General features: G+C 69.6%; 12 protein-coding genes and 1 tRNA gene. 4 read left to right on the forward strand and 9 right to left on the reverse strand.

Annotation, left to right across the window (positions count from 1 at the left end):
* The first annotated feature begins 54 nt into the window (after window positions 1-54).
* Window positions 55-1,173, forward strand: a complete 1,119-nt coding sequence (locus ABXJ56_RS12270) for a YlbL family protein (RefSeq protein WP_354000035.1) — start codon at window positions 55-57, stop codon at window positions 1,171-1,173.
* A gap of 67 nt (window positions 1,174-1,240) precedes the next feature.
* The gene (locus ABXJ56_RS12275; RefSeq protein WP_354000036.1) at window positions 1,241-4,159 is read left to right on the forward strand and encodes a UPF0182 family membrane protein; all 2,919 of its coding nucleotides are present in this window, start codon (window positions 1,241-1,243) and stop codon (window positions 4,157-4,159) included.
* A gap of 71 nt (window positions 4,160-4,230) precedes the next feature.
* Here ABXJ56_RS12275 and ABXJ56_RS12280 read toward each other — a convergent pair whose 3' ends face one another.
* The 8 genes from ABXJ56_RS12280 to ABXJ56_RS12315 all read right to left on the reverse strand — a co-directional run bounded on the left by ABXJ56_RS12280 (window position 4,231) and on the right by ABXJ56_RS12315 (window position 10,083).
* A complete protein-coding gene (locus ABXJ56_RS12280) occupies window positions 4,231-5,121 on the reverse strand; it encodes a prenyltransferase (protein WP_354000037.1) in 891 nt (296 codons plus the stop codon).
* A complete protein-coding gene (locus tag ABXJ56_RS12285; protein WP_354000038.1) occupies window positions 5,118-5,432 on the reverse strand; it encodes a lycopene cyclase domain-containing protein in 315 nt (104 codons plus the stop codon). The genes ABXJ56_RS12280 and ABXJ56_RS12285 overlap by 4 nt, the downstream gene beginning before the upstream one ends.
* Window positions 5,429-5,788, reverse strand: a complete 360-nt coding sequence (locus ABXJ56_RS12290) for a lycopene cyclase domain-containing protein (protein ID WP_354000039.1) — start codon at window positions 5,786-5,788, stop codon at window positions 5,429-5,431. Before ABXJ56_RS12290 ends, ABXJ56_RS12285 begins: the two co-directional genes overlap by 4 nt.
* A 1-nt stretch (window position 5,789) precedes the next feature.
* Window positions 5,790-7,382: a phytoene desaturase family protein gene (gene crtI / locus ABXJ56_RS12295; protein WP_354000040.1), complete on the reverse strand. Its 1,593-nt coding sequence runs from the start codon at window positions 7,380-7,382 to the stop codon at window positions 5,790-5,792.
* Window positions 7,379-8,257, reverse strand: a complete 879-nt coding sequence (locus tag ABXJ56_RS12300; RefSeq protein WP_354000041.1) for a phytoene/squalene synthase family protein — start codon at window positions 8,255-8,257, stop codon at window positions 7,379-7,381. The genes crtI and ABXJ56_RS12300 overlap by 4 nt, the downstream gene beginning before the upstream one ends.
* Complete coding sequence (locus ABXJ56_RS12305) at window positions 8,254-9,306, reverse strand: polyprenyl synthetase family protein (protein WP_354000042.1); 1,053 nt, start codon at window positions 9,304-9,306, stop codon at window positions 8,254-8,256. Before ABXJ56_RS12305 ends, ABXJ56_RS12300 begins: the two co-directional genes overlap by 4 nt.
* A complete protein-coding gene (idi, locus tag ABXJ56_RS12310; RefSeq protein ID WP_354000043.1) occupies window positions 9,303-9,851 on the reverse strand; it encodes an isopentenyl-diphosphate Delta-isomerase in 549 nt (182 codons plus the stop codon). Before idi ends, ABXJ56_RS12305 begins: the two co-directional genes overlap by 4 nt.
* 158 nt (window positions 9,852-10,009) lie before the next feature.
* A tRNA-Met gene (locus ABXJ56_RS12315) sits at window positions 10,010-10,083 on the reverse strand.
* 112 nt (window positions 10,084-10,195) lie between these two features.
* Between ABXJ56_RS12315 and ABXJ56_RS12320 the strand changes: the two genes are divergently transcribed.
* Window positions 10,196-11,014, forward strand: a complete 819-nt coding sequence (locus ABXJ56_RS12320; RefSeq protein WP_354000583.1) for a carbon-nitrogen hydrolase family protein — start codon at window positions 10,196-10,198, stop codon at window positions 11,012-11,014.
* Here ABXJ56_RS12320 and ABXJ56_RS12325 read toward each other — a convergent pair.
* Complete coding sequence (locus ABXJ56_RS12325; protein ID WP_435404996.1) at window positions 10,998-12,239, reverse strand: aminotransferase class I/II-fold pyridoxal phosphate-dependent enzyme; 1,242 nt, start codon at window positions 12,237-12,239, stop codon at window positions 10,998-11,000. The genes ABXJ56_RS12320 and ABXJ56_RS12325 overlap by 17 nt on opposite strands.
* An 89-nt stretch (window positions 12,240-12,328) precedes the next feature.
* On the opposite strand from ABXJ56_RS12325, the gene ABXJ56_RS12330 reads away from it, so the two are divergent.
* Window positions 12,329-13,786 carry a S1C family serine protease gene (locus ABXJ56_RS12330; protein WP_354000044.1) on the forward strand — a complete coding sequence of 486 codons (1,458 nt, stop codon included), beginning with the start codon at window positions 12,329-12,331 and terminating at the stop codon, window positions 13,784-13,786.
* The last annotated feature ends 31 nt before the right edge of the window (window positions 13,787-13,817 follow it).

Genomic DNA, 13,817 nt, shown 5'->3' on the forward strand with positions numbered 1-13,817 from the left:
CGAGACCTGAACCCTTACGCCGGCCGCGAACGACCCGGCTGAGAAAGGTCTCCTGTGACGCTCTTCGACGACTCCGAACCCGTGACGCCCGCACCACGTCGCGCCTCGCGCGCCGTGGTGGCGGGGATCTGGAGCCTGTCGGCAGCCCTCGTGGTGCTGCTCGTCCTGACCTTCCTCCCCACGGGCTACGTCATCCAGCGGCCGGGTCCGGTCTACAACACGCTCGGCTCCGCGCCCGGAGCGGACGGCGAAGATGTCCCGCTCATCACCGTGGAGGGCGCCGAGACCTACCCCACCGAGGGCGCTCTGGATCTCCTCACCGTGCAGGTCGTGGGCAGCAGAGAGCGCACGCCCTCCTGGTTCGAGCTGGCGACGGCGTGGTTCGATCGCACGCGGGCCGTGCTCCCGATCGAAGCCGTGTTCCCACCCGATCAGACGACCGAGCAGCGTCAGAGCGAGAGCGCCGCGCTCATGGTCGATTCGCAGAAGGAGGCGACAGCCGCAGCGCTGAGCGAGCTCGGGTACGACGTCTCGCCTCAGCTGCGCGTGTTCTCCGTCGTGGAGGACTCCGCTGCCGACGGTGTGCTCCGGGAGGAGGACGTGATCCTCGCCGCCGACGGACAGCAGGTCTCGACCGTCGCGCAGCTCCGAGACATCGTCGACGCCTCGGAGGGCGCACCCGTCGTCCTGACCGTCCTTCGTGACGGCGCCACACGCACCCTCGATCTGGTCCCGCAGCGCGACGAGGAGGATCCCGACGCGCCGTGGCTCATCGGCGTCACACTGATGAGCGACTACGACTTCCCCTTCGACGTCGAGATACAGCTGAACAACGTCGGCGGTCCCAGCGCCGGGATGATGTTCGCGCTCGGCATCATCGACGTCCTCACCCCGGGCCAGCTCAACGGAGGCCAGCGCGTCGCCGGTTCCGGGACCATCACCGCCGACGGCACGGTCGGACCGATCGGCGGGGTGCGGCAGAAGCTCTGGGGGGCCGTGGGCGATGGCGCGTCGTACTTCCTTGCCGCCGAGGCGAACTGCGGGGAGGTCGTCGGGCACGTACCGGACGGTCTCCGCGTGTTCGCGGTGGAGGATCTCGACGACGCGCTGACCGCCCTCGATGCGATCGCGGAGGACGGCGATCTGGACGCACTCCCGACCTGCGACTCCTGACCGCCCTCGGGCAGTCCCTCAGCACACCCTCGGCGACCCTCCAGAACCGCGCACCTAGGATGGAGGGGTGACCACGACCTCTGCGCCGGCCCCGGCCACGCCCTCCCGACCTCGACGGATCCTCGGCATCACGGTGGCGATCGTCGCCGCCCTCGTGGTGGCGTTCTTCGTCTTCGCCAGCCTCTACGCCGATTGGCTCTGGTACCAGCAGCTCCAGTTCGAGGGGGTGCTCCTGACCCAGTGGGTCGCGCGGATCGCGATGTTCGCCGTCGGATTCCTCGGCATGGCGGTGCCCGTGTGGCTGGCGATCCAGCTCGCCTACCGGCTTCGTCCGGTGTACGCGCGGCTGAGCTCGCAGCTCGATCGCTACCAGGAGGTCGTCGAGCCGCTGCGCCGTCTGGCGATGTGGGGGATCCCGGTCTTCTTCGGCTTCTTCGCGGGATTCGCCGCGTCCGCGCAGTGGGAGACGACCTGGCTGTGGTTCAACGGCGTCCCCACCGGCGATGTCGACCCGGAGTTCGGTCTGGACACCGGGTTCTACCTCTTCGCGATGCCCTTCTACGGTGCCGTCGTCGGATTCGTCTCGGCGGTGCTGCTGATCTGCCTCCTGGTCACGGCGGTCGTGTCCTATCTCTACGGCTCCGTCCGTGTCGGCCAGCGCGAACTGCGCATCTCGAAGGCCGCGCGGATCCAGCTCGCGATCCTCGCGGGACTGTACCTCGCGGTCCAGGCCGTCAGCCTCTTCCTCGATCGCTACCGTCTCCTCGTCGAGCAGGGTGATCGGATCACCGGTCCCGGATACACCGGCGTCAACGCCGTCATCCCCGGATTGACCATTCTGTCCATCGTGGCGGCTCTTGTCGCCGTCCTCTTCTTCGTCACCGCGGTGATCGGCCGGTGGCGGTACCCGCTCATCGCCACGGCGCTGCTCATCATCTCCTCGCTCGTCGTCGGCGTCGGATATCCGTGGGTCGTGAACACCTTCCAGGTGCTGCCGAACCAGGCGGCGTTCGAGCGCCCGTTCTACGAGCGCAACCTGGAGATGACGAAGAAGGCGTATGGGATCGACGGTCTTGAGAAGATCGAGTTCACCGCCGAGACCTCCGCGGAAGAGGGGCAGCTCCGCGCGGACGCGCAGACGACCACCCAGATCCGCATCATGGATCCCGCGATCATCGGACCGACCGTGCGTCAGCTCGAGCAGTATCGCGCCTACTACCAGTTCCAGGAGCCTCTGGACGTGGATCGGTACGAGATCGACGGCGAGATGCAGGACACGATCGTGTCCGTGCGGGAGCTGAACGTCGATCAGCTCGGTGCGGGGTCCTCGTGGGTCAACGAGACGCTCGTCTACACGCACGGCTACGGTCTCGTCGCGGCCGCAGGCAACGAGCGCACCAGCGACGGCAACCCCGTGTTCCTCGAGCGCGGCATCCCCGCCCAGGGCTTCCTCTCCGACAACCCCGACTTCGAGCCGCGGGTGTACTTTGGCGAGTACTCTCCGACGTATTCGATCGTGGGCGCACCGGAAGGGGCGACGCCGATCGAACTGGACTACCCGTCGGGCGCAGACGGCGGTGCGGGCCCGCGCGTGACCTTCGACGGCGACGGCGGACCCTCGGTCGGAAACATGTTCCACCGACTGATCTACGCGCTGCGCTTCCAGTCCGAGCAGATCCTGTTCTCCGAGGATGTGAACGAGGAGTCCCAGATCCTCTACGACCGGGACCCGCTCACGCGCGTGGAGAAGGTCGCCCCCTATCTCGAGCTCGACAGCGACCCGTACCCGACCGTCGTGGACGGCCGCATCGTCTGGGTGGTGGACGGCTATACCTTGAGCTCGAACTACCCGTACTCGACGACGGTGCCGCTCTCGCAGGCGATCGCGGACTCGAACAACACGCAGCCGCGATTCGCCCTCGATGACATCAACTACATCCGCAACTCGGTGAAGGCGACCGTGGACGCCTACGACGGCTCAGTGACGCTGTACGCGTGGGATCCCGAAGACCCGCTGCTCCAGGCCTGGCAGAACGTCTACCCGACCGCGGTCCAGCCGATCAGCGAGATGTCGGCGGACCTGATGAGCCATGTGCGGTATCCGACGGACCTGTTCAAGGTGCAGCGCGCGATGCTGCAGATCTATCACGTCGACGACGCGCAGTCCTTCTACGAGCGGGACAACGCGTGGGCGACGCCCGAGGATCCCCAGAACCCCAACCAGCTGCAGCCGCCGTACTACCTGACGATGCAGATGCCGGGACAGGAGGCGCCGTCGTTCTCGATGTTCACGACGTTCATCCCGTCCTCGACCGGAGCCGCCAGCCGCAACGTCCTCATGGGCTATCTCGCGGTCGATTCCAATGCCGGTCAGGAAGCAGGGGTCAAGGGGGACGATTACGGCAAGCTCCGGCTCCTCGAGATCGCGGCGTCGACGACCGTGCCCGGCCCCGGTCAGGTGCAGAACACCTTCGACTCCGACACCGCGGTGTCGTCGCAGATCAACATCCTCCAGCAGGGCCAGTCGGAGGTGCTGAACGGAAACCTCCTCACCCTCCCTGTGGGTGGTGGCCTGCTCTATGTCCAGCCCGTCTTCGTGCAGGCCTCGCAGGGCACCCAGCTCCCCACGCTCCGGAAGATCCTCGTGGCGTTCGGTGACGACATCGCCTTCGAGGACACCCTGGCGGAGGCGCTCGACGTGCTCTTCGGCGGGGACTCCGGCGCGACGGCGGGGGACGACGAGGTCGTTCCGATTGAGCCGGACGCCACCCCGGCCCCCGAGCCGACCGAACCGGCCGAGCCGGGCGACGAGGAGCCGACGCCGGCACCGGAGGCCGGATCCTACGAGGCCGCACTGCAGGACGCCCGCGAGGCCATGATGGCTCGTGAGGAGGCGCTGCGCTCGGGCGACCTGACGGCGTTCGCGGAGGCCGATGAGCGACTGACCGCCGCGGTGGAGCAGCTGCTGGAGCTCTCCGGCGACTGAGCGCATCCCACGGAAGAGGGGCGGACCGGGTCATACCCGGCCCGCCCCTCTTCCGTGGGTGCGGGGCAGGATCAGCCGGTGAGGATGGCGTACCAGATGAGCAGGAGCGTGACGCCGAACCCGGTGAGCTGGTTCAGCCACAGGAAGCGGTCCCATCCGCGCGTCGCACCCGCCGCACCCGCGTCGGTGATGGACCGATAGGGCCACACGGTCAGCAGATAGGGCACGGCGAGGATCGCGGCGAGCGGCCCGGGCCACGACGTCGCGAGCAGCGCGAGTCCCGACAGCGTGTAACAGGCCAGCGCGAAGCGAACGGTGAATCGGGCTCCCCGGACCGTGGCGATCGAGGCGATCCCGGCGTCCCTGTCCGCGACGACGTCCTGCACCGCGCCGAACGCGTGCGAGGCGATCCCCCACAGGGCGAAGGAGAGGACGACGAGTCCGAGCTGCCATGTCCACGCAGCGCCCGCCAGGACGAGGCCGTAGACCGCGGGGGAGAAGAAGTGGATGCTGCTCGTCACCGAGTCTGCGAACGGCCGCTCCTTCAGGCGCAGCGGCGGGGCGCTGTAGAAGACCACGAAGAAGAGGCTCGTGGCGAGGACCAGCCAGGATGCCGGGGGACCGACGGCGACGAGATAGATCACGAAGGGCAGGCAGAGAAGCCCGGCAGACCACAGTGTCACCGGGTGGAGGCGACGATCGAGGATCGCGCCGTGGGCGCCGCCCTTGCGGGGATTGCGCAGGTCCGACTCGTAATCGAAGACATCGTTGATGCCGTACATCGCGAGGTTGTAGGGCACCAGGAAGAACAGGACGCCGATGATGAGCGTCAGATCGACCTGTCGGGTCGTGAGCATGTAGGCAGCGGCGAAGGGGAAGGCCGTGTTCACCCAGCTGACGGGACGGGAGGAGACGAACAGCTGGCGGGAGACCGCGGCCGGTCGGAGCGGGAGGGCGGTCATGACGCTTCCTGGGTGAGGCGGGGGGAGAGCAGAGTGAAGATCGCGGGCAGGAGGAAGGCCGCGCAGATGGGGTAGGAGAAGTCCTCGATGGGGGCGAGACCGATCCTCAGTCCGCTGAGGTGTTCGGCGGGATAGGTGAAGAGGTCCGCCGCGATCATGAGGTTGTCGAAGATCGCGGTGAGGACCACGAGTCCACCCGCGGCCCAGCTCGAGGCGATCATGCGCTCACGGAAGCGCGGTCGCCGCCGCGTGGCGAGGGTGACGAGCAGGGTCACCACCACGAAGGGGACGACGATCAGCGGATAGGTCATACCGCCGATTCTCCCCCCGCAGCGCCGTCGCCGCGGCGGGCCGCGCGGTGGGCACGGAGACGCGTCGCCGCGCCGTGCAGCACCAGGGCGAGGTAGCAGAGGAAGAGGAGGAAGATCGGCTCCTCCAGGGGGAGGTGCGGCGCGAGGTCGATACCGAGGAGGAGAGGACTGTCCCCCTTGACGAAGACGCCGGTCGCGATGCCGACCGCATCCCAGATCAGGAAGAACACCGTGCCGAGGAGGACCGCGACGATCGTCCTCCCGGGATGGCGCCATGCCGCCAGCTTCAGGCGCGCATCGGTGAGCGCCACGCCGGCCAGCGAGAGGAGCAGGGCGGCGAGGTAGAGCCCCGGCATGTCAGACCCTCGCGGGCTCCGCGAGTGGGCCCGGGGTGCGATCGCCGCGAAGACGCTTCACGACGAGCTCAGCGGAGATCAGGCACATCGGGAGGCCGATGCCCGGCAGGGCGGACGTCCCCGCGTAGGCGAGGGAATCCACCTTCCGTGACGCGTTCCGGGGACGGAACATCGCGCTCTGACCGAGTGTGTGGGCCAGCCCCAGCGAGTTGCCTCGCCAGGAGTGCAGATCGGTCGCGAAATCCGCGGGCGAGATCGTCCGACGAACGGTGATGCGATCCTTCAGGTCGGGGATTCCGCACCACTGCGAGATCTGCGTGATGATCCGGTCGGCGGCCGCTTCCGTCCGCGGGTCTCCGTCCCCGTCGATCCCGCCGTGGCCGGATCCCGGGTCGGCGGGCACGGGCACGAGTACGAAGAGGTTCTCCGAACCTGCCGGCGCGACGTCGGGATCGGTCGCACTCGGCCGGCAGATGTAGAGGGACGCCGGATCGGGGATGCGAGGGCGCTCCCCGAAGATGTCATCGAAGTTCGTCCGCCAGTCATCTGCGAAGAGCAGCGTGTGGTGGGCGAGCTCCGGCAATTCGCCCTCCACGCCGAGGAGGAGCAGGAGCGCGCCGGGGCTCGGCGTCTTCGCATCCCACCAGGACTGCGGGTAGGTCTGCAGCTCGGCCGGGAGGAGCGAGGTCTCGGTGTGGTGGAGGTCCGCGGTCGACACGACCAGGTCGGCCTCGAGCGTCGTGCCGTCGGCGAGGCGGGCGCCGGTCGCTCGCGCCCGCGCGCGCGAACCGCGCGCGGGCGGGCTCGTGACGATCTCGACGACCTCCGCTCCCGTGACGATGTCGACGCCCCTCGCCCGTGCGAGGCGCTCAATGGCCCGGATCACCTCGACGAACCCGCCGCGCGGGTACAGGACGCCGTCGTCGAGGTCCAAGTGGCTCATGAGGTGGTAGAGGCTCGGCACCCCGTAGGGAGAGCCACCGAGGAAGACCGCCGGATACTCGAGGATCTGACGCAGCCGCGGGTCGGTGAACTTCCGATCGACGTGAGAGGCCAGGGACCGGGTCAGCAGCGGTGCGAGGGTCGGGATCCGACGCAGGATCGCCGGGTCCCGAAGGCCAGCGGTGGTTTCATAGGTGTCGTAGAGGAAGCGCGACACGGCCAGGTCGTAGGCGTCTTCCGCGGAGTCCAGGTAGTCCGCCAGGCGCGCACCGGCACCTGGCTCCACGCTCTCGAACAACTCGGTGGCGAGCTCGCGACCCGTGCGCACGTCCAGCGGGGCGCGCCCGGTGGCGGGGTCGGAATAGACCCGGTACGCGGGGTCGAGGCGGATGAGGTCGAGCTCGGCCTCCGCGCTCGTCCCGAGCAGTCGGAAGAAGTGGTCGAAGACCTCCGGCATGAGATACCAGCTCGGACCCGTGTCGAAGCGGAAGCCGTCCTGGTCCCACGACCCCGCGCGGCCCCCCAGGTCGCCGCGCGCCTCGAGGAGGCGGACGGACCATCCCTCCTCGGCGAGGAGCGCCGCGGTCGCGAGGCCCGCGATACCCCCGCCGATGACGACGGCGGAACGCGAAGGGACAGCGGAGTCGCTCATGAGTGGACCTTCCGAGGCGAGAACCCCAGCCAGGCGCGGGCCGCCAAGCGGGCTTTGACCGGGTCCGGCACCCGTACCCGACCGGATCCCGGGTCGGTTGCACGCAGCCGGCGGGACAGTTCGGAGAACAGATCATGCGCCGCGGTCACGGCGCGACGGCAGTCTTTCGGGAGGTGCGGGACGGTGGCCGCGGCCGCGGCGAGGTCCGCATCGATACGGTCCAGAACGGCGTCGCGGCTCACAGTTCCCGAGCCTATCCCGAGGTAATCACGACCGAGCGCGAATGCGTCATGATCGAGGTCTCGAAGGAAGTTCACATCCTGGAACGCCGCGCCCAGGCGACGGGCGCCGTCGACCAATTCCGCATCGGCGGGGCGAGGGCGGGCCGCTCCGGCGTTGACGAACACCTGCAGGCACATGAGCCCCACCACCTCGGCCGATCCGTAGACGTAGTCGTCGTGGGAGGCGTCGTCGTGGGTGGACGTGGTCAGGTCGGTGCGCATCGACGCGAAGAAGGGGGCGACGAGATCCTCGCCGATGCCGCATTCCCGGGCGGTGAGGGCGAACGCGTGGACGACGAGGTTCGCGCTGAAGCCCTGCGCGATCGCACGGTACGTCTCCGCTTCGAGTTCGTCCAGCAGCTGCTCCGCCTGCGCGGTCGACAGGCCGGCCGCGACGGCGGGCCCGTCGACGATCTCGTCGGCCACCCGGACCAGTGCGTAGATGGTGCGCACGTGGGTGCGGGGGCGCGGACCGAGGAGGCGGCACGCGAGCGCGAAGGACGTCGAGTATCGCGCGATGACGATGTCCGCGGCGTCCCGTGCGGTCTTGTCGTAGAGGGCGAGACCCGTGATGCCCTCGCTGTCCTCGGTCACGGGATGCGGCCCTCGACGCCGTCGGCGAGTGCGCGCAGGAGCACTCCGGCCGATGCCGGGAGTGCGGGATCCGCAGAGGCGGTCCGCACCTCGAGAAGGGCGCCGTCGACGAGCGCGCGCATCTGGGCCCGGGCGCCGCTGGCTTCGAGGATCCGCTGCGCCTCCTGGACGGCGATCGGGCCGGTGTGCGCGACGGCGATGGCGTCGTTGACCTGCGCCCACGTGGCGCTCTCGCGGGCCAGGGACACCAGCGGGGTCCGCTTCCCCTCCCGCAGATCGCCGCCGCTGGCGCGCCCCGCCTGGTCGTCGGTCCCGAACGCGCCGATCAGGTCGTCGACGAACTGGAACGCGAGGCCGAGCTGGCCCCCGGCCCGCTCGAGGAGTCCCGTGACCTCCGGGGACGCCCCGGCGAGCGCGGCGCCTGCGCACAGCGGAGCGCTGAACGAGTAGACGGCGGTCTTGTTGTACGCCGCGTCGAGCACCGCGTGATGGGGGGCGTCGTCGATGACGCTGTTCTCCACATCGGCCAGCTCGCCCGCCGCGGAGACGTACATCGCCTCGTCGAGCAGTTCCATCAGCCGCACGCGCGCCGGCAGATCGACCGGCGCGAGCGCGATCAGCCGGAAGGCCTCGTGCAGCAGGAGATCACCGGCGAGGATCGCGGCGGCGTCGCCGAGGAGCGCTGCGCCGGCGGCGTCCGCTCCCTGATTCTCTGCCCGGTGGCGGAACTCGCCGGCCACGTTGGGGATGCCCCGGCGGACGGTGTCGTGGTCGATCACGTCGTCGTGGACCACGAACGCCGTATGCAGCAACTCGAAGGCGGCGGCCACGGGGAAGACTCCGGGAGCGGCCGCGAGATCGCCCCCCAGGCTCTCGAAGGCGGCGACGACGAGGGCGGGACGGAAGCGCTTGCCGCCGCGGGCCGCCCGGTCGGATGCATCGATCAGGGCGTCGAAGGCCTCGCCGAGGGCGCCGCGCCGACATCGCATCCGCGCCAGGGCCTCGTGGATCGTGTCGTCGATCTGCGGATGCGGAGAGAGGGCGATCATGACAGGCGAGATCCGGGGCCGGTCGTCAGGAGAGGGAGCTCCTGCGCCTGCAGGACCAGCCACGGACTGAATGCCCACGGCGTCGCCCGCACAGCATCGGCGAGGCGTTCGGGCTCCACCCAGCGGATCTCCATCACCTCGTCCGGGTGGGGGACCGGTTCGCTCGCGGCCCGGGCCGTGTACACGGGGCAGATCTCGTTCTCGACGATTCCACTGGCGTCCACGGCGCGGTAGCGGAAGTCGGGCAGCGTCACGTGCACGCCCTCCACACGCATCCCGAGTTCGTCCGCCGCGCGGCGATGGACCGCGTCGGCGATGTCCTCCCCGGGGCGCGGGTGGCCGCAGAACGAGTTCGTCCACACACCCGGCCAGGCGACCTTGCTCAGGGCCCGGCGGGTGACGAGCACCTCGCCGAGGTCGTTGACGACGTGACAGGAGAAGGCGAGGTGCAACGCGGTGTCGGTGTCGTGCACGCTGCTCTTCGGCGCGGTGCCGATCATCGTCCCCTCGTCGTCGAGGAGAACCACATCGTCGCCAGCTGTCATCACACACTCCAGGTATTTCGCTAGTTTATCTAGCGATCTGCTGTGCCCGATGATACAAGCGGTGCACAGGAGTGTCCATCCTGCCGCACCGGGGGGCCGACAGCCCGGTCTGCGGGAATGCGAAGAGGGCGCCTCTTCCGAGACGCCCTCTTCATTTGTTGCGGGGACAGGATTTGAACCTGCGACCTCTGGGTTATGAGCCCAGCGAGCTACCGAACTGCTCCACCCCGCGGCACAAGAAGAGACACTATCACGGGTTCCGGCCGTCCGCGAATCGCGCCGGCTCTTCGCGCTAGCGACCGTCCGTGGCAGGGTGGGAAGGCACGCGAGGGCGGGAGGCGACGATGGACACCGGGAACGACGGCGACGTGCGCGTGGCTGTCGCGCAGTTCGCGCCGGCCGCAGACGAACAGGCCAACCTCGCCGAGATCGGCGCCTTGACCGCCCGGGCGAGCGCGGCGGGGGCCGACGTCGTGGTCTTCCCCGAGTACTCGAGCTACTTCACCGACCCCTTCGATGCGACACTCGCGATCCACGCGCAGTCCCTCGACGGGCCGTTCGTCCGGGAGCTGCGCCTCCGCGCCGAGGAGTTCGGCGTGACCATCGTCGCCGGTCTCCTCGAAGAGGCATCCGATCCGGCTCTGGTGCGCAATACGGTCGTCGCTGTGGACGCCACCGGCGTGCGCGCCGTCTATCGGAAGATCCATCTGTACGACGCGTTCGGGCAGCGCGAGTCCGACTGGGTGGAGGCGGGGACGACCGGGGTGGCGGAGACCTTCGACGTCCGCGGCCTCCGGTTCGGCCTCATGACGTGTTACGACCTGCGGTTCCCCGAGGTCGGGCGGGTACTGGCGGATGCCGGCGCCGAGGTCTTCGCCATCCCCGCAGAGTGGGTGCGCGGCCCACTGAAGGAGCTGCACTGGCAGACCCTTCTGCAGGCGCGTGCGATCGAGAACACGGTCTTCGTCGCGGCGGCGGACCACCCCCCGCCACTGGGCGTGGGGAACTCGGCGATCGTGGATCCGCAGGGTGTCGTGCGCGCGTCGATCGGAACGGGCACCGGTATCGCGGTGACGGACCTCGAGCGCGCCCAGCTCGAGCGCGTCCGTCGGATCAACCCCGCGCTCGCGTTGCGGCGATACGGCGTCAGCCCGCGGAGCTGAGCGGCCCGAGCGCGGCGAGTCGCTCGGAGGCGGCACGGAGGACGTCGACCCTTTTGCACGCCGCGAATCGGACCATCGTGCGATACCGGTCGCGATGCGCGGGGGTCGCGAAGGCGGTGAGCGGGATCGCGACGACGCCGGCACGCTCGGGCAGCGTCCGGCAGAACGCCGCGGCGTCACTGACGCCGAGACTCGCGGCATCCGCCACGGTGAAGTAGGACCCGTCGGGCGGCGACACAACGAAGCCGGCTTCGCGAAGTCCCGCGCCGAGCAGCCGCGCCTTGTCGCGCATCGCCGTGGAGAGGTCGCGGAAGAACGAGATCGGCAGCCGGAGCCCCGCCGCGATCGCCGGCTGGAAGGGGCTGCCGCTGACGTAGGTGAGGTATTGCTTGACGGCGAGGATCGCCTCGATGAGCTCCGAGGGTGCGGTGACCCAGCCGATCTTCCACCCGGTCACGGAGAAGGTCTTCCCCGCCGAGGAGATGGACACCGTCCGTTCCCGCGCCCCCGGCAGCGTGGCGAGAGGCACGTGCGCACCGTCGAAGACGAGGTGCTCGTACACCTCGTCCGTCACCACCCACGCGTCGTGCCGCTCCGCGAGGCGAAGGATCTCGGCGCGCACCTCCGCGGTGAACACCGCTCCCGTGGGGTTGTGCGGGTCGTTGACCAGGATGATCCGCGTGCGGTCGGTCACCATGTCCCTCAGTACTTCGAGATCCGGTTGGAAGCTGGGCGCCGTCAGGGGCACGGGCACCAACCGCGCTCCGGTCATCGCCACGGCGGCGGCGTACGAGTCGTAGAACGGCTCGAAGACCACCACCTCGTCATCCGGTGCGTCGATGAGTGCCAGGAGGGTGGCGGTGAGCGCCTCGGTCGCGCCGGCCGTGACGAGTACCTCGCGCTCCGGATCGACATCGAGATCGTAGAAGCGTCGCTGATGCTCGGCGATCGCCCGACGGAGATCGAGGATGCCGCGGCCCGGCGGGTACTGGTTGGCCCCGTCCGCGATCGCCTGGCGGGCGACGTCGAGGACGACCGACGGACCGTCTTCGTCCGGGAACCCCTGTCCCAGGTTGATCGCCCCGGTGCGACCCGCCAGCGCACTCATCTCCGCGAAGATGGTGGGATGCACCGTCCCGTTGTCCGCCAGCAGCCCTGCTCCGGCGGCGACGCGTCGCCACCCCCCGGTCACCTCGTGCACAGCCGCCCCTTTCGACGTGCTCACGATGTTCGCATAGTCCCGTCCCACTCCCGGCATAAGCAATCCACAGGATCGGCGACGACAGTGGAACACGCCAGGAAGAAGGAGCACCCATGAACGACCCGCAGCGCGAAGAGCCCACCGAACCCATTCCGGGCGAGGCGACGGCGACCGACAGCCCGACCGCGTCGGCGCTTCCGCCCCGTCCTCCGCTACCGATGGCGGGCGCCTACGCGCCGCCGCGGGGGTACACCATGCCCGCGGGGGTCGCGGCCCCCGCGCCCTCGAGCGGGGCCGGCCCGGCGGGTACGGCATCTCAGCGGCCGCTGGAGTACGCGGCGGAGCCGGCCCTGACCTCGCCGGCGACCTCGGCGCCACGCCGGACCTCGGCGGGGGCCGTGGTCGGTCTGCTCGTGGCGGCTGCGGTCGTCGGCGGAGCCGCCGGTCTCGGCGGGGCGTACGCCGGCGTCAACATCTTCTCCACATCCGCGTCGGCCCCGGCCGCCGGCCCCGTATCGGTGACGGTCAACGACACCGACAGCGTCACCGAGGCCACGGGTATCGCCGCCCGGACCCTGCCGAGCGTCGTGACGATCTCGGCGAGCGGGTCCAGCGGCAGCGGGTCGGGTTCCGGCGTGATCCTCAGCTCCGACGGCTACGTCGTGACCAACACCCACGTGGTGACGCTGGACGGCGCGAGCGCCGACGCGACGATCCGCGCCACGACCTCCGACGGGCAGGTCTTCGACGCGGAGATCGTGGGCACAGACCCCACGTACGACCTCGCGGTCATCAAGCTGGAGGGCGCAGCGGATCTCACGCCCATCGAGTTCGCCTCGTCGGCCGATCTCAACGTCGGCGACACCACGGCTGCCGTCGGTGCGCCCCTCGGCCTCTCCAACACCGTCACGACCGGAATCGTCAGCGCCCTGAACCGTTCCATCGCGATCGCCTCGGCGGCGGCGCCGGAGGCTCCGGAGGCCGATGAGGACCAGCCGCAGGGCGAGGGCGATGCGCCGTTCTACTTCGACTTCGGCCAGGGGCGGTCCTCCACCGGCTCGGGTGAGACGATCTCCATCGCGGTGATCCAGACGGACGCGGCGATCAACCCGGGAAACTCCGGCGGCGCACTCGTGGACAACGAGGGCCGTCTGATCGGCATCAACGTCGCGATCGCCTCCGCGGGGGGCTCGTCCGGGCAGGCCGGATCGATCGGGGTCGGGTTCGCCATCCCGTCCGACGTCGTCCAGCGCATCTCGCAGGAGATCATCGAAACCGGAGCCGCGACACATGGGCTGCTCGGTGCGAACGTCCGGTCCGCCGCGACGGTCGAAGGCTCCCAGATCACCGGCGCCTACATCCAGGACGCCGTCGCGGGCGGCGCCGCGGAGGCGGCCGGTCTCCGCCAGGGCGACATCGTCACGGCGTTCAACGGTGTGCCGATCTCGAACGCCACCGATCTGACCGCACAGGTCCGCGCCGCCGCGGCCGGTAGCACCGCGACGCTGACCTACGTCCGAGGGGACGCGACCGAGCAGATCGAGGTGACGCTCGGCGCCCTCGAGGGCTGAATCCACAACGCCGCCACCCCGCGATAGGCTC

It is taken from the genome of Microbacterium aurantiacum (assembly GCF_040532595.1).
Classification (GTDB): domain Bacteria; phylum Actinomycetota; class Actinomycetes; order Actinomycetales; family Microbacteriaceae; genus Microbacterium; species Microbacterium chocolatum_B.

What these genes read in the sequence shown, in the direction of transcription:
- ABXJ56_RS12280 (WP_354000037.1), bottom strand. Translation starts at nt 5,121, where the DNA reads ATGACCGCCCTCCCGCTCCGACCGGCCGCGGTCTCCCGCCAGCTGTTC.
- ABXJ56_RS12285 (WP_354000038.1), bottom strand. Translation starts at nt 5,432, where the DNA reads ATGACCTATCCGCTGATCGTCGTCCCCTTCGTGGTGGTGACCCTGCTC.
- ABXJ56_RS12290 (WP_354000039.1), bottom strand. Translation starts at nt 5,788, where the DNA reads ATGCCGGGGCTCTACCTCGCCGCCCTGCTCCTCTCGCTGGCCGGCGTG.
- crtI (WP_354000040.1), bottom strand. Translation starts at nt 7,382, where the DNA reads ATGAGCGACTCCGCTGTCCCTTCGCGTTCCGCCGTCGTCATCGGCGGG.
- ABXJ56_RS12305 (WP_354000042.1), bottom strand. Translation starts at nt 9,306, where the DNA reads ATGATCGCCCTCTCTCCGCATCCGCAGATCGACGACACGATCCACGAG.
- idi (WP_354000043.1), bottom strand. Translation starts at nt 9,851, where the DNA reads ATGACAGCTGGCGACGATGTGGTTCTCCTCGACGACGAGGGGACGATG.
- ABXJ56_RS12320 (WP_354000583.1), top strand. Translation starts at nt 10,196, where the DNA reads ATGGACACCGGGAACGACGGCGACGTGCGCGTGGCTGTCGCGCAGTTC.
- ABXJ56_RS12330 (WP_354000044.1), top strand. Translation starts at nt 12,329, where the DNA reads ATGAACGACCCGCAGCGCGAAGAGCCCACCGAACCCATTCCGGGCGAG.